Origin of the sequence: Adhaeribacter rhizoryzae, assembly GCF_008629685.1 — a bacterium.
Lineage (GTDB): Bacteria > Bacteroidota > Bacteroidia > Cytophagales > Hymenobacteraceae > Adhaeribacter > Adhaeribacter rhizoryzae.
The window spans coordinates 91116-110932 of the sequence record NZ_VWSF01000004.1 but is presented as its reverse complement, the minus strand read 5'-3'; the positions used below and the strand labels follow the sequence as shown (position 1 = coordinate 110932).

At 40.3% G+C, this 19817-nt stretch carries 18 protein-coding genes; 2 read left to right on the top strand and 16 right to left on the bottom strand.

Going from position 1 to position 19817, the window contains the following annotated elements:
• Entirely contained in the window at nucleotides 1–453 is a 453-nt protein-coding gene (locus F0145_RS07400) for a (2Fe-2S)-binding protein (RefSeq protein ID WP_150087682.1), read from the bottom strand.
• A 1041-nt stretch (nucleotides 454–1494) separates the two neighbouring features.
• On the opposite strand from F0145_RS07400, the gene F0145_RS07395 reads away from it, so the two are divergent.
• Nucleotides 1495–2034, top strand: coding sequence for a DinB family protein (locus F0145_RS07395; RefSeq protein ID WP_150087681.1), 540 nt, complete (start codon nucleotides 1495–1497; stop codon nucleotides 2032–2034).
• A gap of 117 nt (nucleotides 2035–2151) precedes the next feature.
• Here the strand turns inward: F0145_RS07395 and F0145_RS07390 are convergent, their stop codons facing one another.
• From F0145_RS07390 to F0145_RS07340, 11 genes are all read right to left on the bottom strand, one after another.
• Nucleotides 2152–3366 (bottom strand): zinc ribbon domain-containing protein, encoded by a 1215-nt coding sequence (locus F0145_RS07390; protein ID WP_150087680.1) that lies wholly within the window; start codon nucleotides 3364–3366, stop codon nucleotides 2152–2154.
• A 916-nt stretch (nucleotides 3367–4282) separates the two neighbouring features.
• On the bottom strand, nucleotides 4283–6859 hold the full coding sequence (locus tag F0145_RS07385) for a phosphoenolpyruvate carboxylase (protein WP_150087679.1): 2577 nt from the start codon (nucleotides 6857–6859) through the stop codon (nucleotides 4283–4285).
• 342 nt (nucleotides 6860–7201) lie between these two features.
• A complete protein-coding gene (locus tag F0145_RS07380) occupies nucleotides 7202–7450 on the bottom strand; it encodes a hypothetical protein (protein WP_150087678.1) in 249 nt (82 codons plus the stop codon).
• Nucleotides 7451–7817: 367 nt separating this feature from the next.
• Entirely contained in the window at nucleotides 7818–8219 is a 402-nt protein-coding gene (locus F0145_RS07375; protein ID WP_150087677.1) for a phage holin family protein, read from the bottom strand.
• A gap of 114 nt (nucleotides 8220–8333) precedes the next feature.
• Nucleotides 8334–9359, bottom strand: a complete 1026-nt coding sequence (locus F0145_RS07370) for a bile acid:sodium symporter family protein (protein WP_223815872.1) — start codon at nucleotides 9357–9359, stop codon at nucleotides 8334–8336.
• Nucleotides 9360–9812: 453 nt separating this feature from the next.
• Nucleotides 9813–11117 carry a Gfo/Idh/MocA family protein gene (locus F0145_RS07365; RefSeq protein WP_150087676.1) on the bottom strand — a complete coding sequence of 435 codons (1305 nt, stop codon included), beginning with the start codon at nucleotides 11115–11117 and terminating at the stop codon, nucleotides 9813–9815.
• A 238-nt stretch (nucleotides 11118–11355) separates the two neighbouring features.
• Nucleotides 11356–12162, bottom strand: coding sequence for an MBL fold metallo-hydrolase (locus F0145_RS07360; RefSeq protein WP_150087675.1), 807 nt, complete (start codon nucleotides 12160–12162; stop codon nucleotides 11356–11358).
• Between the two features lie 129 nt (nucleotides 12163–12291).
• Entirely contained in the window at nucleotides 12292–13539 is a 1248-nt protein-coding gene (locus tag F0145_RS07355) for a carboxylate-amine ligase (protein ID WP_150087674.1), read from the bottom strand.
• Nucleotides 13523–15001, bottom strand: coding sequence for a RimK family protein (locus F0145_RS07350; RefSeq protein ID WP_150087673.1), 1479 nt, complete (start codon nucleotides 14999–15001; stop codon nucleotides 13523–13525). Before F0145_RS07350 ends, F0145_RS07355 begins: the two co-directional genes overlap by 17 nt.
• Nucleotides 15002–15016: 15 nt before the next feature.
• Entirely contained in the window at nucleotides 15017–15742 is a 726-nt protein-coding gene (locus F0145_RS07345; RefSeq protein ID WP_223815870.1) for a C39 family peptidase, read from the bottom strand.
• Nucleotides 15743–15905: 163 nt separating this feature from the next.
• Nucleotides 15906–16172, bottom strand: coding sequence for a hypothetical protein (locus F0145_RS07340; protein ID WP_150087672.1), 267 nt, complete (start codon nucleotides 16170–16172; stop codon nucleotides 15906–15908).
• A 243-nt stretch (nucleotides 16173–16415) separates the two neighbouring features.
• On the opposite strand from F0145_RS07340, the gene F0145_RS07335 reads away from it, so the two are divergent.
• Nucleotides 16416–17000: a TetR/AcrR family transcriptional regulator gene (locus F0145_RS07335; protein ID WP_150087671.1), complete on the top strand. Its 585-nt coding sequence runs from the start codon at nucleotides 16416–16418 to the stop codon at nucleotides 16998–17000.
• A 142-nt stretch (nucleotides 17001–17142) separates the two neighbouring features.
• Here the strand turns inward: F0145_RS07335 and hisIE are convergent, their stop codons facing one another.
• From hisIE to hisH, 4 genes are read right to left on the bottom strand one after another with little or no spacing between them, the layout of a single operon-like run.
• On the bottom strand, nucleotides 17143–17757 hold the full coding sequence (gene hisIE, locus F0145_RS07330; RefSeq protein WP_150087670.1) for a bifunctional phosphoribosyl-AMP cyclohydrolase/phosphoribosyl-ATP diphosphatase HisIE: 615 nt from the start codon (nucleotides 17755–17757) through the stop codon (nucleotides 17143–17145).
• Nucleotides 17754–18509: an imidazole glycerol phosphate synthase subunit HisF gene (gene hisF / locus F0145_RS07325; protein WP_150087669.1), complete on the bottom strand. Its 756-nt coding sequence runs from the start codon at nucleotides 18507–18509 to the stop codon at nucleotides 17754–17756. Before hisF ends, hisIE begins: the two co-directional genes overlap by 4 nt.
• Nucleotides 18503–19225 (bottom strand): 1-(5-phosphoribosyl)-5-[(5-phosphoribosylamino)methylideneamino]imidazole-4-carboxamide isomerase, encoded by a 723-nt coding sequence (hisA, locus tag F0145_RS07320; RefSeq protein WP_150087668.1) that lies wholly within the window; start codon nucleotides 19223–19225, stop codon nucleotides 18503–18505. Before hisA ends, hisF begins: the two co-directional genes overlap by 7 nt.
• On the bottom strand, nucleotides 19222–19803 hold the full coding sequence (hisH, locus tag F0145_RS07315; protein WP_150087667.1) for an imidazole glycerol phosphate synthase subunit HisH: 582 nt from the start codon (nucleotides 19801–19803) through the stop codon (nucleotides 19222–19224). Before hisH ends, hisA begins: the two co-directional genes overlap by 4 nt.
• Nucleotides 19804–19817: the final 14 nt, after the last annotated feature.

Here is a 19817-nt window from a genome sequence, read left to right as displayed (position 1 = left end):
TTAAGCTTTGGAGGCGGCTTCTTTTATAGCAGTTACAATCCGGGGGTAAGTGCCGCAACGGCAAATATTCCCGTTCATAAAATCTATTATTTGCGATTCGGTAGGTTTAGGATTTTGGTTTAGCAAAGCCACCGTAGACATAACCATGCCCGAGGCGCAATACCCGCATTGAAAAACATCAACTTTTAAGTAGGCTTCCTGCACCGGGTGAAGCTTTCCTTTCACCTCCAACCCTTCGATGGTTGTAATGCTTTTGCCCTGTAAGGTATTTATGGGAGTGCGGCAGGAACGAACGGCTTTACCATCTAGTAAAACCGTACAGGCGCCGCACTGACCTTCGCCGCAACCGTATTTGGTGCCCGTTAAGTCAAACTCATCGCGCAGTACACTTAGTAAACTTGTTTCGGGTGAAGCCTTACTACTGCGTTTTGAACCATTTACTAGTAACTCCATAATTACTTGTTTTAGTGGGTTATTTAACCTAACGTATAAAATTTATAGCAAAAAGGCAAGTTATAATTGTGTACGTTGCTTTGCCTATATTCTAGAATAGAAATTAATATCAATTAATGATACGCTGGCAAATAATTGCTGGAAAAGAAATATTGTAATGTACCAGATAATCTGCTGTAATAGCTTGCTAATTTTAGCAACAAGTAAAAAGAGCAATATTGGTAATACTAAATTGCTTGAGACCTTAAAGCGAAAAAGGTAAATAGAAGAAGGTAAATATTAACTGATGTTACGCAAAAGAAGTGGAATATTAAATTGGGGTATTTTGAATTCACACCTGTCAAGCAGGCGGAAACTATTTAGTAGATAACCAAATAGTTTCCGCCTGAATGACCGGTGTGAGCTGTTTAAACTTATATAATTTAACCTTTTTGCGTAACATCAAATATTAAAACTTAGGCAATTACTTTAATTGGAGCGCTCACAAGCTTAATGCTAATAAACAAAAAAGCTTAATTAAAAGAATTAATTTGTGATAAAAGGCTGATGATTATTGGGGTTCAGGTGAGACTTAGCACGGGTTTTAGCCGCGGTAAGTTGTAGAACAAATCGGGCAATAAATAATATTCCAATATTTGCGACCACTAATAATATTAAAACAAAATAAATAAAAGCCATTATGTTTTTAAACAGGGTTTGTTAGATATAATATTGTAAGGAAAAGTAAATACTACCTGCAATTCTGATAACAAAAATATATGCTCTGAAAAGTAGAAAGTAAAATATTAGTTTAATCAACGGAATTTATCGTTAAACGAAGCCTTTTTGACTGTAAACACTTAATTATCAGCTTTAAATAAATTATTAAAAATAGCTTGTTCTGTAAATCAGAGAGGTACATAGCCAGATTTTTATTTCCGTGAAGAATTATTATCTAGATAACAGGTCTTCTTCGGGCAACAGTATATGCGGCTATAATGGGCAGACTAACTTATATTATATTGCGTAATCAGGAACACTTAAACGGTTGAAAAAATTTATATGCAAACACCAGCACAAACACAAAATAAATTAGAAGTATGGTTAAGAGGGCCGCTGCCCGAAGTACCTGCCCTTTTACAACCGGTGGCACATGCCTTATTGCAGGCCCGCGAAGAAGTGGAAGCGTTGCTGAAAAATTTTCCGGATAATTTGTTGTGGGAGCGTCCTAGCGGAGTAGCTTCCCCCGGTTTTCATTTGCAGCATTTAACCGGAGTATTAGACCGGCTTTTTACCTATGCCCGCCAGGAGTCTTTAAATAACGCGCAATTAGCGGCCCTGGCCGCCGAAGAAAAACCCACTGAACCGCGCCCCGGTACGCAAGATTTATTTACTTTATTTTACCAACAGGTAGATAAAGCCATTGCCCAACTAATTGCTACCGACGAAACTACCTTAATCCAAACCCGTGGTGTAGGCCGCGCCCAAATACCTTCAACTGTGTTGGGTTTACTGGTACATGCCGCCGAACACACCCAACGCCATGTGGGCCAATTATTGGTAACCGTAAGAATATTGGAAAAACAGCATCAGGCAGCATGATAGGTATATATAAATTATTTTAGAGGAGTAGCTATAAAAAGTGTTAGCTAAATATTTAAAATTTTATTTATTACTTTATGCAATATATTATGTTAAATAAGTTTATTAGTAGTAATATTAGAACCTACTAGCAGGCAGCTTTTCTTCTACATATATTTCGGCTTGGCGTGTTAACCGCCAGCCATTAGTACCCCGGTCTAATACCTTCTGAAACCAAATACGGCTATTTTTCAGGTTGATGATCACCTGCTTTAAGTGTACTGGTTTACCCGAGAGGTTTAATATCCGGTAAGCAAAATCAATATTTCCTTCGGTAAAATATTCCTGGTGGTTTATTTTAGTTATATAATAAGCAATTGTAACAATCCGGTTAGGGTTACCGGTACCAGGCTTTTTGCGGGCAAAAAATTCTTCTAATGAAATTTTATGTTCGTTTTTATAAACATCAAATTCATCTGCTTCTATTGTATTAGCAGCAGTTTTCCGGGAAACCGGATTGGTGCGTTGGCTATTTAAATTTGCTTGGGCAAAAATTACGGATTTACGGGGCGAGCGGCTTGGAAATTTGCTACCGTTTGTTGCCATTAGCAACAACTCGTTGGCTTTATCTAAGCCTTGGGCCGTAAATTTAAATTCATTTTCTTTTACCGTGCAGATATGTTTTTTAAAGAGGCTTTTCCAATTAGTACCTAAATTCTTAAACCGGGTTTCGGTTAATCTTTTTTCTTTGTACTGCTTCCAAACAACATCTTTTGTAAAAGTACCGGAGCCAAAACCCGAACTATAAAAAGCATAAATTAAAAGCCATTCATTTTCGCGGCAATCCAGTTTTACTTCTAAATCGTTCAGGTGCGGGTATTCCGGAATAACAGTAATATTTTCTTTAGGCTTGGGGTTTTCTGTTCTGAGAGCAGCCTCTACTGGTTCTGAACGCTGGCTTAAAGCAACCGAATTAACCTGTGGTGCAACAGATAGGCTACTGGCAATCTTATTTTCAGTAAAAGATAATTTTGGTTCCGGGCTTGCGCCCAGCTTATTTTTAAGTAAATCGGCAACTACTTCTTTAATTTCCTGCCCTACTTCATTGGTAAATTCTATTTCGTAAAGGCGCTCTTCTCCATTTTCTTTAAATTTAATTTTATTAAAAGTCTTTGGTGTTAGCTCCTGGTTATCCTGCACGGGTACGCCACAAGCAATACAGTGCCGCGCTCCCGCAACTAATACTTCCTGGCAATTTTTACATTTTACCTGATTGCCGCACTGATAACAGAAAATTGCTTTATCAAAAACAATTGTCCCACAAGCATTACAAGTAACCTCTTCCTTATGCATAATTGTATCAACTAAAGCAATACCAAACTACTTAAACAAATATAAGAACTCTGCTTCCAAATATAAGACTTACTTAAAATATTTTTCTATTCTGGATAATCAACACTTATCAACAATTGTCTACAACTATGGATAACTTACTGTTATTAACATCATCCAAACTAAAAGAGTTTAACATTGTGTTAAATATTTAATAAGATAAATCCTCCCTTATAAATAATTTAATCTCACCATATCCTAAATATTTATTTATAAGATAAACTCTTTATTGATTGAAGTTTATAAGCTTTGCATAATGTAAATCCATACTTATTGATTAAACATATTTTTATTTATTTACAAGCCCTTAAAGCTGTTTTATTTGAGGGATTAATCTATTGCTATAAATGTTTCTTCTAACTTGAGGATTTGCAGGTATTATTACTTTCTCTACTTCCCTAATAGCCTTTCCATTAATTAGAATGCATCGATGTATTAATTATCTAATTAAATATTTACTATTCTTTATGAATTATGAGAGTTAGTGGATGGTTGGGTTGGGTGTAGTTTGTTACGCTTAAGCAGAGCAGCTAAAAGCAAATGGAACGTTCAAAAGTATTTTTCCTGCCCGGAGATTAATTTAGTTCAAAGCTTATGCTAACCCCTCCCCTACCCTGCCTCTATTGGCAGTTGTTATAAAAAAGTAAACAAAATCTAGTTAATTGGGCAAGCTCCGGTACTTTTCAGCCTATTAACCTATGTAATATATTTCAGATTTTACGCTGTAATGATTTCTAAGCAGGTTTAAATCTTTCCGGATATGCAATTAAATAGTTATTTGTTTGTAGATGTTGGCAAAAAGCCTCTTTAGAGCAGGTACATAAAAAAAGCTCTGTTCCAAATGAAACAGAGCTTTTAAGCGGAATAATAAATTTTATTAAGCAGAATTTCTTTCGGCGTTGATTATTCCGAAAGAGCAACGCATTACTAGTTTTTCGTATATTTTCTTATCTCCTTCGTGCTGTTCCTGTTCTTCCATTTCCCGGATTCGGGTTAAGGCATATTGCTGAATGGTAATTAAAGGCAATTCTATGCGCTGCCGCAATTGAATTGATAATTGGTCAATAGGCTTATCGGCCATTAACTCATTCGCGCCAGATAAAAGCAACAGGTACTTTTTAGTACGTTCAAACTCTTCGTACATTATTTTCCAGAGCACACCGTATTTCGGATGCTTAGATAAATAAGCAGTGGCCGGGAAAAAGCATTTATTCATAGCCATTTCACAGTTATCGAGCAAAGTTTTAAAGAAAAGCGAGCTGTTGTAGAGTTCTTTTACTGCTTGCCATTGTCCGGTTGCTTCTAACCTTTGTAAGGCAGTTCCTACGCCAAAATAACCCGGCACATTTTGTTTCAACTGGCTCCAGGCGCCTACATAAGGCACAGCCCGCAAATCATCGAGGTTAAGCTGGCCAGATTTCCGTTTAGAAGGCCGGCTACCAATATTTGCTTCGGCATAATAACGCAATGGACTCACGTAATTAAGGTATTCCAAAAAGTCAGGGTGGTTTTTGAGCTGTTTATAAGCCTCATAAGCTTCCTGAGCTAAAGAAAGCAGCAAATCTTCTTCTTGCTCTGTAAGGGTATTTTCCCGGTCAGAAACCAAGCCATTGCTAATACCGGCATGCATTAACTGCTCTATGTTAAAACGGGCGGCATCGGCAGTGCCAAAATTAGAACTAATAGTTTGCCCCTGAATGGTAAGCTGAATTTCTTTATTGGCAATATTTCGGCCCATAGAAGCATAAAACTGGTGGGTTTTGCCACCGCCGCGGGCTGGTGGTCCGCCCCGGCCATCAAAAAATACAACTTCTACATTGTACTGGTTAGAAATATTCGTTAAAGTTTCTTTGGCCTTGTAAATACTCCAGTTGGCCATCAGGTAGCCGCCGTCTTTGGTACCATCCGAGAAGCCCAGCATAATGGTTTGAATATTTTGCCGGTTTTGCAAATGCCGCCGGTACGTAGGGTTTTCGTACAGCGTTTGCATTACCTGGCTGGCATTCTTCAAGTCTTCGATGGTTTCGAATAAGGGTACGATATCAATATTTAAATTATCTTTTTGCCAGCCGCTCAGTAAAAACAAGCCATAAACCTCCATAATGTTTAAGGCATTGGTACTGTGACTAATAATGTACCGATGACAACCTTCGGAGCCGTTGCACTTCTGAATGGTTTTAATTACCCCAATTGTTTCCAGCGTATCGCGGTACAAATCATTGGTAAATATTGCCGGATCTACTTTCTCTTTTATTTGGATTAAAGCCTCTATTTTTTCGGCTTCGGTTAATTGCTTGTAATTAGATGGCAACGCCGGCGTTAACTCCGAAATTTTTTCGAGCACCTGGCTGTGTACCGAACTATCCTGCCGGATATCCAAAGAAGCGAAATACAGCCCAAACAAGTCCAGTTTATTCAGCAGGTTTTCGACCTGGTTAATAAAAAGCCCGTTGTGGTATTTGGTAATGGTTTCTTTTATCTGAATTAAGGTATTCTGAATTTCTTCTTTGCTCAAATCGGCTTTGTAGCCTGGAACAAATAAATTATTGTACAGCCGCTGTTCTAAATCGCTAAGTAAATTGGCCACTCCTTTAAAAGTAAGCCGCTTTTTAAGCCGACGAACTTCCAGGTAATAAGATTTAACAATGCCTCCGCGCAGGGCTTCCGAAACTTTTAATGTTGTATCGGCGCTTACAAATGGGTTACCATCCCGGTCGCCGCCCGGCCAGAAACCCATCCGGATTAATGGATGTTTGGGATTAACAGCTTCCGAAAACTGGTTTTTGAGGTAAGACATTAACTGCCCGGCCGCGTTGTAAAATACGTTTTCTAAAAACCAGATTAAGTTAACGGCTTCGTCGTAAGGCGTTGGTTTTTCTTTTTTAAAGAAAGGCGTTTTACCTAATTGCTGCAAATACGAGTTAGTTAAAGCCGTATTATCGTTGTTCAGCGCTTTAGATAAATCATTAATAATGCCTAATACCTCGCTGGGGTAAAATTGGGTAGGATGTGCCGTAAGCACCAACCGCACCGAAAAATCTTTTAATTTTTCTTTTAGTTTAGCATGCGCCTTGTTTTGTAACACATTGGCTTCCAAGTTTTTGAGTGTACCCAAGCCTTGCATATCGTTAATCTGGCTAAAAGCAGCATCTTCCAGGGCATCAAATAAAACAACTTGTCGTTCGGCAAACTGAACAAAGCGGAATAACAAATCTAACTGCTCTTTTTCGGTGCCGTACGTAGTATACTGGCTAAAAAAAGAACTAATAATATCGGCCGGACTGGCTTCTTTTTTTAAGCCTTCTTCACAATGCAGCAAAAATAAAGATAAGTATACACCTGTTTTTTCCATGCGGTAAAACGGCAAAGAAGAAAAAAGGCTATTATACATCTCATATTTAAACCCAACCAGTGTCCGGAAAATCTGGGTGGTGTTATTCGTATAAGCACTCATGGTGTTTTGGTTAAATCCGAACAAATCTATTCTTTTCTGTTAATTTTTAAACTATGCAACCGGATAAATTACAATACTTTTGATTTTGTTTAAAAGAACCGCTTGTTTTATTTAATAATTTAAAAAATTTGAAAGGCCCTGCACTCACGCTTCATTACAGGCTAGTAATTACTTATGATTTTAAGCGTCTTTGCTTTACAGAATAAACAAATTCTGTTTACCGGTAAAGAAATTTTTAATTAAAAATTGGGATCAGCAAAAAAGGAGGCAGAAATAGTAGGAAGGCTAATTGAAAAGGTACACTACCAGGGTAAAAGTAAAGCACCAAGCAATATTAATTACTTAGTGTTTGGGTACCAGAATAAACTTAACGCCATCGTACTCAGAACTTTTATAAGCTTCCTTTTGAATAGATTCGAGGCGGTTTTCGTAATTTTCTATAATATGATCCGGAATAAAAAGCTTTTTTGTATTGCGAAGGTCCAGAACTAAGATATAACGATTTGTTTCAACAATCTTAACTACTTGTTTTAAAAACAGGTGCGAAGGCTGAATTAAATAATTATATATATGGTCTTTGTTCCGTAACATTTCTTTTTAAGTCGTAAATTTAAAGGCATTTGTTATCTTCTTTAAGTTTAACTTTTACTCCTTTTGAGTAGATATACTTAAAATATAACTTTTAGTTTTACTTAATAAGCAAATAATTTCTGCTAACTTTTATCTTAGTAGTATAAACCTATTTTAATAGAATATATTTAAATAATTTAATAGATAAATAAAGAACTAAAATAGGATTTTTACCAGATTTATTCAACAGAATCATCTATAAAGTAATTATGAAAATATAATTTATACTCTAATCGAGATTGCACTAGTCTGCATTAGCGGCGGAATCGAATAAAAAAACCTGCCATTATTATCTGGCAGGTTTAACTATTTTTGCAGGTTGTATTTTCTACTTTAAAACGATTAATTGCTCCTGTCTAGCTGGCAGGAAAGCTTCATTGTCATAATCCTCATCGGCCCGGGTACGATCTACTAAGGTACTTGCAATAGCTAAAGCAATGGCAATAACCAAAGCCGGCCAAAATCCTTTTACCTCAAAATTACGGGTAAGTTTATCGGCAATTTTAATTACAATAGCTGTAACTATTAATTTTATAATAAAACTAAGCAAGAACAAGGTAAATAAATTACCAATAAAGCGCAGTAACAAACCTATTGTAGCGTTTAAAATACCAATAAGTAAGGCTACCCACAAAGCAGTTAAAAAACTTTTTACATGAACCTGGGGCATAATATAGGCCAATAATAAAAGTACCCCGGCACTTACCAGAAGGTTAATAATAAAATCCATAGTTTTATATAGTTAAAAGTGTATGTAAAATGCTTTGTTCTACGAAACTTTTTAAAATTAGATAAGCTACCCGATTGTGTTTTAAAATAACCATTGCACCTGGTACAACCCTAATTATTCATAAGACGGTACTTTGGCCATGCGCTGGGCTAATATGCTGGCAAATATTAATTGCAAAGCATGGTAAATCATAATGGGTAAAAGCACCAAGCCCGCCATAGCAGCATCTGGAAACAACACTTTTGACATAACGGTACCGTGCACCAACGATTTTTTAGAGCCGCAAAATAAGGCTGTTATTTGGTTTTCGCGGTTTAGGTTTAAAGCCCGGCCAAATAAATAAACCAGGGCCATTACCAGAAAAAAGAGAAATGCCAACCAAAAACCAAGCACCAAAATATCGGTGGTGCTAAAATCGCGAAATAATTGGCGGGCAAAAGATTCGCAGAACGAGTTGAATACAATTATTAAAATAATGGTTTGGTCGAAGAGACGCAGCTTTTTCCGGTGGTTTTCAGCAAAATAACCAAAGCGCCGGTGTAAGCCAATGCCGAGTGCTACCGGTAATATTACCTGCAAGGTTAGCTTGGCAAATATTGGCCCGAACTCGAAGTCGCCGGTACTGGCCTGCAAGTACCAGCCCATCCAAAGAGGCGTTACAAAAACACCGAGTAAACTCGAAATGCTGGCATTAAATATGGCGGCCGGCAAATTACCGGCGGCAATAGAAACCATTACCACCGAAGAGGAAACCGTAGAAGGCAGCGCAGCCAGGTAAAAAGCGCCTAACCATATTGTAGCGGCTGGTTGGGTGGGCCACAAAGCTTTTGCAGCTAAAATTAACCCCGGAAATAAAATAAAAGTAGTGACCTGTATGAGTACATGTAAATGCCAGTTGCTTAAGCCTGCGCGTAGTTTCTCGGGACTCAGGCGCAACCCGTAAAAGAAAAATATTAAAGCAACCCCGTAAGTAGAAATAAATTCGAGTGGTAACGGACCATCTGACTTGCCCAAATCCGGCCAAAAGTAAGCTAACATTATAAGACCGAGCAAAGAAAGTAAAAAGCCATCTAAACCGGCACGGGCAGCTAATTCCTTTAATTTATTTCCAATGCTTTTGTTTTTAACTTTTTCTACCACTTCTGTTCGCGTTGATTTAACTATTTTAGATTAGCCACCGGGAATATTTTCTAGTGGCTAATTTATTTCCTAATACGGTTCTGATGCAAAAGGTATCAGAGCCACAGCCACCAGCAGCAATATTTATTTGATTCTTCTAAAAAAATAGTCTCCTGAAAAAGCTTTATTTCTAAATCCTTTCCGGGAGACTATAGCTATAATATTCTTTATATTTCTTTAAATATACTCTATTTCGATAATTGATTTGATTTTTTACAACTCTCTGGTAACTGATGTTTACAATAATAAAACAAGTAGGTTAAGCAATCCACCCTTGTCATTCAGGAGGAAACTATGTTGCAATCTGCCAAATAGTTTCCTCCTGAATGACAAAGATGAGCTCCATATACATTTACAATAAACTTTTGCTTAGCATCATTTATCAATAAAAGTAAAAACAGTTCCAGTAGTAGGTTAAACAACGTTGGGCACTATATAAGGCGCCCGATAAGGCCGGCTCAACATCAGGTTAGCAGTATTGTCGTTTATAAATTCTTCTTTTACCGGGTCGAAATTTAAGCTGCGGCCCAACCTATAGGAAATATTGCCCAGGTGCGCCAGCCCCGAAGCCAAATGACCAGTTTCGATGGGGCCATGCAGCAGGCTTTTATCGCGGGCGCGTACAGCATCAACAAAATTCTGGTAATGGTCGCCGCCGGCTTTACCTGCCGGACCGGGTGTGCGTTCTTTACCCAAAAAGGTTTTGTAATCGTTGTAGCCATTTACCACCATATAGCCTTTGTCGCCGTAAAAAAAGTTGCCAATCTCTACACCGTCTTCTTTATTCGTCATCCACGGACGCACCTCAAACTGAATCATTTTACCTTGTTTGGGATAATGATAAGTAGAAGTTAAAACTTCGGGCGTTTCCTTGCAGTCTTTCCAGAGATATTTTCCCCCGGTAGACGAAATAACTTCGGGCAAGCCTACATCCAAACCCCACAGACACAAATCGGTTTCGTGTACACCTTGGTTGCCTACATCACCGTTGCCATAGTTCCAGAACCAATGCCAGTTATAATGCACGTAATTTTTACTGAAAGGCTTTTCTTCAGCCGGTCCCTGCCATAAATCCCAATTTAATTCAGCCGGAGCTGCCGAAACGCCCTGGTCACCAATATCGGGCCGCCACTTAAATACCACCCCGCGTGCCATGTAAACATTGCCAATCAGGCCGTTGCGCAGGTGCTGAATGGCCTCCCGGATAGCTACCGAACTGCGCAATTGTACGCCGTGCTGCACTATGCGATTATATTTATTAGTAGCTTCTATAATTTTGCGGCCTTCAAATAAATTGTGCGAAGCCGGTTTTTCTAAGTAAACATCTTTACCGGCTTGGCAGGCCCAAATAGCAGCTAAAGCGTGCCAGTGATTAGGCGTGGCAATACTTACGGCATCAATATTTTTATCGTCGTACACCCGGCGCAAGTCGCCTTCCATTTTTACTTTCTTGCCGTATTTTTTCTCAAAGTCTTTAGCACCAGCCTGTAATACCGTTTTATCAACATCGCACAGGGCAGCTACTTCTACATTCTGCAGTTTTTTAAAACCCGAAATATGGTCTTTGCCCCGGCCATTAATGCCAATTACCGCCACCCGAATCCGGTCGTTAGCCCCAAAGGCGCTGGCCGGTATAATGGTGGGCATGGCTAAAACAGCTAACGAACCGGTAGTGGCAGCTTTTAGAAATTTTCGGCGGGAAAGTACGCTTTTTGTCATAGGTAAATAATTATTGGTGGTGGATAAAAGGTTGGTTTGGTAAGATATAAATTTTCGCGCCTTTATTCATAAATAAATGTAATATTTTAAATCTACTTTGCTGTTGGTCTGTTAAGATTTAGCAGTAGAAAAGCACAGCATTATTAAATCTTTACTTTAATCTTATCATAAACTTAAAGCTTTACTGGCAACCCATATCTTTAAAGTGTTGAAGCTTCTGTTTTGTGGAGGATGCTAATTATTTAAAAATCTGTAAATACCGACTGATGGAACGATTGAAAACAGCGCGGGCCTCTTGGGCAATGTGCGGCTCGAAAGCACCGTAAATTTTTTCGAAATTGAAACCGGCTAAAGAATCTTGAATATTTAATATATCGGATTTTGGCAACGGAATTAAGTTCGGGTAGCTGTACATAAAAGATACCGATTTGCGGTCCATAACTACCTGTACGGCATCGCCGGATAATAAAATGCCTTTATTAGCGGCGCCATGGGGCCAATGCAGCACACAAGCTCCCGGAAAATGACCACCGCAATTTATTACTTTTATACCGTCCCATAATTCCAGGTACGTGCCTTTCCAGAACTTAATTGCCGCGTCCGGACGCACCACCCATTGTTGATCGGCAGCATGAATGTAAATGGGAATATTACCAAAAGCGAGGCTATAATCTACCATGCTGGCATAATAATGCGGATGCGAAATAATAATGGCTTTAATGCCGCCCAATGCGCTTATCTGCCGCTTGGTTTCTTCATCCAGTAAGGTAATGCAATCCCAAAGAATATTGCCGCCCGGACTCTGCAACAAATAAGCTTTCTGGCCAATAGCAAATTTTGGTTCGGTCTGCAACCGGTAAAGCTGGGGCTCAACGGCGTATATTATATTTTTATATTCCTGCTGAAGCGCTTCTTGCGTAGTCCATTGCTGACCGTTCCAGTGTACGTATTGCCGGTCGTCTTCACAAATAATACAATTACTGGGCTCCGCTTGGGTAGCGGCTTGTTGCACACCGCAGGTAGTACAAATAAAATTAGTTTTCATAGATATATCTCGGCTAGGTTATTAACCGAAATATATTTGATGTTCCGAAAAATCAAAGTTTTATTTTGCTTACGCAAATATTCACGGGCATTGAATATTTGAACTTACTTATTCTTATTCAGGAGAATATTATTCAAACTTAAACATGCTGCCCTGCGCCAGACAATTAGCTAATTCGTGGTAAACTTGCTTGATTTTTTCTAAAGTTGGTTGCGGGCCCAAAGCCCGCAGCAAGCGTTCCGATAAATTACCTTTAATTAAAATAATGTTGATGACATCAGCAAACACCGGAGGCACTGGGTTTGTATGCTGAACTGCTGTAAAAAGATGTTGCCATAATTGGCCGGCACTACAAGCGGAAATATTATTTAAATTAAATAGCCGTAAATAAGCGGTGTTAGTAATATTTGCCTCTAGCCCGTGCTTCACTATGTCCAGAAATATAGGAGCTAATTCCTCTTCCGACCAGCTTTTCTGTTCCTGCAGCGAAACCCATTTTTCGGCTACTAATAATTTTAAAACTTCTACAATTAGGTACAGAATAGCTAAATCAGCATCCGGACATTCCTGGTTATCAATAATGCGGATTTCAATGGCATTCCGTTCAAATCGAGCAATAGCCCCGCGGGAGTTTAAGAATTCTTCCTGCAATATTCCTTCCGGGTCGTGCGGGGCAATATCGCGGTAAATACGTTTTAATATTTGCGCTTCGTAATCGGCAGCGCTAAAAACCGCTTCCGGAATAACTTTGCCCGCAATAGACGGAATTTTAATTTGATTCTGCCGGTAAACTTCCAGCCGTGAATCTACAAAGCCAGTAATATTGCCGTCGTAAACGGGTGAGGATGCACTTAGAGCCGGAATTAGGGGCAGTATTAACCTGATGGCGGCGTGCAAGCGGCCAAATTCTTCGTCGTTAGCAAAAGGCAAATTTAAATGGGTACTTTGCAAATTAGACCAGCCGTGCCCCTGACAGTTAAAAATACGATTATACGCTTCGTATACAGCATTATATTCGTGCGGCCAGAGGCGGGTATCGGTATTCGGGTTCATAAATGGGTGCATGCCCGAAGGCAGCAAACGCGCATTGTACCGCTGCAATATTTTATTAATATTATTAACCTGCTCCTGAAATAAGGCTGGCAGATTGGTTAGGTTTTCGGCTGGGCCATTGGTTTTCAGTTCAATTACATGCAGCACCAGTTCGTTAGACCAAGCCATTTCGGCAAACTCCACGACTGATACATAAGCACCTACCTGGTCGTATATTACTTTATCCGTAATGGGCTTTACTTGCAGCGTTTGCGAATCTACAATCATGTATTCCAGCTCCACGCCGTACCCCTGGAACAATTGTAGTTTAGGAGCCAGACTCATTCTTACTTACCTTTTTAGCATCTAACCTTCTTTTTATGCTTTTCATAATGGCTAGGTACAAATCTTTTTTCAGAATTTGGTCTTCCCAGCCATGATCAATACTGGGGTTATCGTTTACTTCTATCACGTAAGCTTTGTCGCCGATAACTTTTAAATCTACACCGTATAAACCATCGCCAATTAAGTTAGCGGCTTTCAGGGCCGTGTGCATCACAAAAAAAGGTACTTGCTCCATGGGCAAGGTTTCTACGTTGCCGGTGCTATTGCTTTTTTTGCCGTCCCAGTTATAAATCTGCCAGTGGTCTTTGGCCATAAAATATTTGCAGGCGTAAAGCGGTTGTTTATCAAGGATGCCAATGCGCCAGTCATATTCGGTGGGCATAAATTCCTGCCCGAGGATGAGTTCGGAGGTTAACAGCATTTGGTTTAACTGCTCTTGCAGGCTTTCTTCGTCTTTTACTTTAACCACGCCCTGCGAAAACGAACTGTCGGGCCGCTTTAGCACACAAGGCAACCCTAATTCTTTGGCTACCTGGCACCGGTTGTCTTTGTGGATGATCATGGTTTTGGGAATAGGCACTTTGGCCTTGGCCAATAATTCGGCCAGATAAACTTTATTCGTACACCGCAAAATAGACGTAGCATCATCTATCGAAATTAAACCGTCGGCTTCGGCGCGGCGGGCGAAGCGGTACGTATGGTGGTTTACCGAAGTGGTTTCCCGGATAAACAAAGCATCAAACTCGGGCAAACGCCGGTAATCGTCTTTCGAAATTAACTCTACGTAAAACCCCAAAGATTCGGCTGCACTCACAAATAGCTCCATGGACCGCCGGTTAGAAGGCGGCGCTTGTTCCGCAGGATTCACCAAAATAGCTAAATCGTATACCGACTTAGAGGCCCGCACGCCCGAAAAACGATTTTTGGCAAAGTATGCTTTCGCAAATTTTATGACGTAGCGCTGGTGTTCTTCCGGCACCTCGTTTAAAGGTATGGGCTGGATGCTTTGTAAAATCCACTCTTTGTTATACACGAACTGGGCGCGCAGCAAAGGCGCCTGAAACAACGTGTGCAGTTGCTTGCTCAGCTTTTCGTATTGTTTGGCTACGTTCTGCCCAAAATAGATGCTCAACGTAAAATTACGCGATTTCAGCCGGGATAAACTTTTCTGAATCAGTTCGTTTAGCTCCTCGGTTATGGCCCGCACAATGGTCTGGGACTTTAAATCCTGAATGGTAGTTACATTGGGAATAGCTTTATGGCCCCGCGCTTCGGCGAGTAACGATACATAGTAACCGGTACTTTGGTATTTGTACGAGCGGCACAAATTAAAAATTCGGACGTTTTTAATTTCGGTAAAAGAAGCATCCGTCAGGTAGGTTTTTGCCAGCACCACTTCCACTTCGTCAATTGTGTTATACTCCCAATCTTCGGGATTATTGACCACTACAATCTTGCGCATGTTATCTTTCTAAGGTCATTCGGGCGGTTCAATGACTAATAAATTAGCATCGTACGTTACAATGCCCAGCATGATGGCATTTAAAAGGCGGCTAATTTTAACTTCGTAATAATTATTCTGAAAAAAGGGATTTTCCTGGTAAGGGTCAGCCACAATAATGTGTTTTTCGTCCTGGCTCAGGCCACATAAAACTACAAAATGGCCCAAAGGGTAGCCCTGAATATCGTCGTAAATACTTTCGTTGCGTTCGTTTACGCGCTCGCGGGCACAATTATAAAGGTAAGTCGCGCTTAATCCTGTTAAAACCGGAACCCCTTTTTTAAAATAATTTTTCAGTAAGGATAAGGTCAGGTCGGCGTACTTAATTTCGCCACCTAAATCTAAAAAATCGATATAAGCTTGGGTGGCATTATGTAATTTGGGATCGGTTTTGTGTTGCAATTGTTCCCGCAGGTTCTGAATTAACTTGTTTTTATCTGGGTGCAAAAACCAGGTAGGATCAAAAACCTGCAGGTTGTAAGAATAAATTTTAGCCCGGTAGCCTCTTTTCAGGGCATGGCAAGCCAGAAAAACCGCCAGCGTTCCACCTTCCTCTAAAAAAGAGACTTCCGAAATAACCTGCTCCAGCGAAATTTCATCGTCGAAGTACCGGTAAACCGCGTGCAGGCTGGTAGGCCCACAGGTAGAATCGTCGGGTTGGGTTAATATTTTTAATTTATTCAGTATTTTAACGGGTAACACAAGCGCGTAAAATTGTTTTTCTGGTACAGTATGCGATATATACGCATACGACAATTTTAGTTTGGCCTTACCCCTATAATCTTAACCTATAACTTAGGGTTATTATTTTATCTTCTTTCGGTTTATCTGAAAATTATAAGCTAATCGTAAACCACGTTCCCGGCTATTCCAGTGATTTCAGGTAAGCTAAACCTTTGCGCGAAATAATGTATTGCTGGGTATTCGAACGGGGATTATTGCCAACGGTAAATTGCAAAAACCGATCGCTCACCAACCGGGTAATATATTTGCGAACATGGTAAGGTTTAACTTCCACGTTAATAAATTTCAATATTTCTTCCTTATTCCGGGCCGTAATACAAAATTTAAGAATTTCCATTTTAACATCTTCCACCACCGGTTTTCCTAAATCGCGCAGGTAAGTTTCCATAAACACATTTGCATTTGTTATGGCGGTATAACCACGCAAAACCCTGATTGTTTTAGGATTAAGAGGTGTTATCTATATTATAAAAGAAATAAATTTTTGGTTAAATTAAGAAATAAAGGTTCTTTAATTAATTGACATACAATATTTTAAAATAAACGCAGCATAAAATATATGATTTTAGATACTAGGTTTGGAAAGAGGAAATATTTTAATTAAATTTATTGAACAAACGTTCATTCATAAATGAAAACAGCTTTTGACATAAAAAGAGAGAAGAGTAAGCAGCAGATTCAGGAAGCGGCATTAATCTTATTTGCGGAGCATGGCTTTGAAAAAACATCTATCCGGATGATTGCCCAGAAAGCAAATATTTCGTTGGGTTTACTGTATAATTATTATGCGGGTAAAGATGAGTTATTAAAAGAAATATTCCGATTAGGCCGCCAGGATATACATGCTACCCTGGCACCGGACAACGATAAAAATCCGCAGAACGATATTGAAAATCATATTCGGTTAACATTTAAAACGTTAAAACAGAACCGACCTTATTGGAAACTCGTGCACAGCATCCGGATGCAATCGCCGGTAATGCAGAAACTGGAAACCGAAATAAAAGCCGAGAACGAGCTAATTCAGAGAAAAATAGAGGAAAATTTATTTAATGCCGGTATACCCTTTCCGGGCTTGGAAGCTAAACTTTTGTTTGCCACCATCGATGGCATTGTTAACCATTACCTGCTCTACGACAACTACCCCGTAGATGATATTGCCAATTTGCTTATTTTAAAATACCGGGAACAAGCCCAAAAGCACCGTTCTGTTTAACATAAATAATAAAACTATGTAAAAAGAAAACAGGCTTAGAAATAACATTGTCTAAGCCTGTTTTATATAACTGAAAGTTTAAATATTAAGAAAAACTAAATGCCACGATAGATAGACGCAATATTAACAGTTTAACCGCAGTTTACTTTTTATGTCTTTCTTCCAGCACATGAATTACATCGCTGAGTTTCATGTCGGAACCGGCTAACAATACCAGCAAATGGTAAAGCAAATCGGCCGCTTCGCCTTTCATGGGTTCTTTATTGCCGGCAACAGCATCTATTACTACTTCTACGGCCTCTTCTCCTACTTTCTGAGCCATTTTTTGAATGCCTCTTTGGAATAGCGAATGGGTGTAAGAATTTTCGGAAGGATTATTTTTACGATCCTGAATTAAATTTTCTAAATATTCCAGGAACAAAGCGCTACCATTACCTACCGGAAAAACTTCTTTTTGGTCGGTGAAACAGGTAGCAGCCCCGGTATGGCAAACCGGCCCAACCGGATTTACTTTAATCAGCAACGTGTCTTGGTCGCAATCCTGCTGAATGCTAACCACGTTTAAATAATTACCAGAAGTTTCACCTTTGGTCCAGAGGCGGTTTTTAGTGCGTGAAAAGAATGTAACTACTTTTTCCCGTTGCGTTTGGGCCAAGGCTTCTTCGTTTAAGTAACCCAGCATTAAAACTTGCCCGGTGGTATTATCCTGAATGATGGCCGGAATAAGGCCGCCTGATTTTTGAAAATCTAAATTCATAAGCGTATTGGAAGATTTTGGTCCGCCAGGTATTTTTTTAGGAAAGGTATTTCTATTTCGCCGAAATGAAAAATACTGGCGGCTAAAGCTGCATCGGCCTGAGCTTGCTGGAAAACTTCGGAGAAATGCTCTACGGAACCAGCTCCGCCGGAAGCAATAACCGGAATAGTTACCTGCTTAGAAACGGCACCGGTAATATCCAAGGCAAAGCCGTTTTTGGTACCATCGTTGCTCATGGAGGTTAGTAATATTTCGCCGGCTCCTAAATCAGTTATTTTTTTGGCCCAGTCTACGGTTTCGTAAGGTGTTTCAACGGTGCCGGCCCGGCTAAATACTTTCCAGCCTTGCGCGGTTAATTTGGTGTCTATGGCCACGGTAATGCATTGGCTGCCGAAGCGTTTGGCCAGTTCGTTTACCAGTTCTGGGGTTTTTATTGCCGCCGAATTAACAGAAACTTTATCGGCACCTTCCTGCAACAGCAACTCTACATCGGCAATGCAGCTAATGCCGCCGCCCACCGTAAAAGGTATATCCAGGTGGCGGGCAATATCCCGGACCAATGCCGCAAACGTTTTGCGCTCTTCGTTGGTGGCGGTTATATCCAGAAACACCAATTCGTCGGCTCCTTGGCGCGCATACTCAGCCCCCAGTTCTACCGGATCACCGGCATCCCGAATATTCTCGAACATAATGCCTTTAACCGTGCGGCCATTTTTTATGTCGAGGCAAGGAATAATGCGTTTGGTTAACATACAAATCTTTTTAATTCCGGCAAGGTAATGGTGCCTTCGTAAATGGCTTTGCCAATAATGGCCCCGAACAAACCTGCCGCCTGCAGTTCTTCTAAATCCTGCATGGTGGTTACGCCGCCGCTGGCTATTATTTTAGCACCGGGGAAAGTTTTTACCAGGTTGGTATAGGTAGCAGTAGCCGGCCCCTGCAATTTACCGTCTTTACTAACATCGGTGCAAATAAAGGTGCTGCCGCCTTTAGCCAGGTAATCCGAAACAAAATCGGTAACCGTAACATCCGACTGATCGGCCCAGGCGTTAATGGAAATGGTATTATCGCGGAAATCGGCCCCAATGTAAATGCGGTCGGTACCATACTTTTCTAGCCATTGGGTAACTGTCTCGGGTTCGCGCACGGCAATACTGCCAGCCGTGATGTGGCCGGCACCCGCCGAAAATGCTTGTTCAATGGCGTCCTGCGATTGAATACCACCGCCAAAATCAATATCTAAGTTGGTAGCATGAGCAATCGCTTCCAAAACGGCTAAGTTTACGGGTTTACGGGCGCGGGCGCCATCTAAATCTACTAAGTGCAGGTGGGTAATACCTTCTCCTTCAAAACGCCTGGCTACTTCTACCGGGTTGCTGTCGTAAGTTTTCTGCTGACTAAAATCGCCCTCGGTGAGGCGCACACATTGGCCGCTTATAATATCGATGGCCGGAATAATTCGCATCATAAATCTAAAAAGTTCTGCAGGATTTTAGTACCGGTGGGGCCGCTCTTTTCGGCGTGAAATTGCACGGCGTAAAAATTCTGGTATTGTACGGCCGCACTAAATGGTGCCGGATAATCGGCGGCCGCAATCGTATGTTCACTTTGGGGAACGTGGTAGCTATGCACAAAGTAAACGTAATCCTGCTCGTTTAGCCCTTTCATTAAAGGGCTTTTCAAGTTATAAATATTGTTCCAGCCCATGTGCGGCACCTTCAAATCGGTTTGGAAACGCTTTACATCCAAAGGAATAATATTTAGCATGGGCGTATCATTTTCTTCGCTGTGGCGGCACATAAGTTGCATGCCCAGGCAAATACCCAGAAAAGGCTGCTTAAGCGTAGGAATAATTTTATCTAAACCGTCGGCTTTTAGTTGGCGCATGGCCGAATTGGCTTCGCCTTCTCCCGGAAATATTACTTTGTCGGCCTGCTGAATAGTCTCGCGATCTTCGGTTAAAGTAGCCTGCACACCTAAGCGCTCCAGCGCAAACCGCACCGACTGCACATTGCCTCCTTTATAATCAATAATAACTACGTTCATATTTAAGTTGTTAG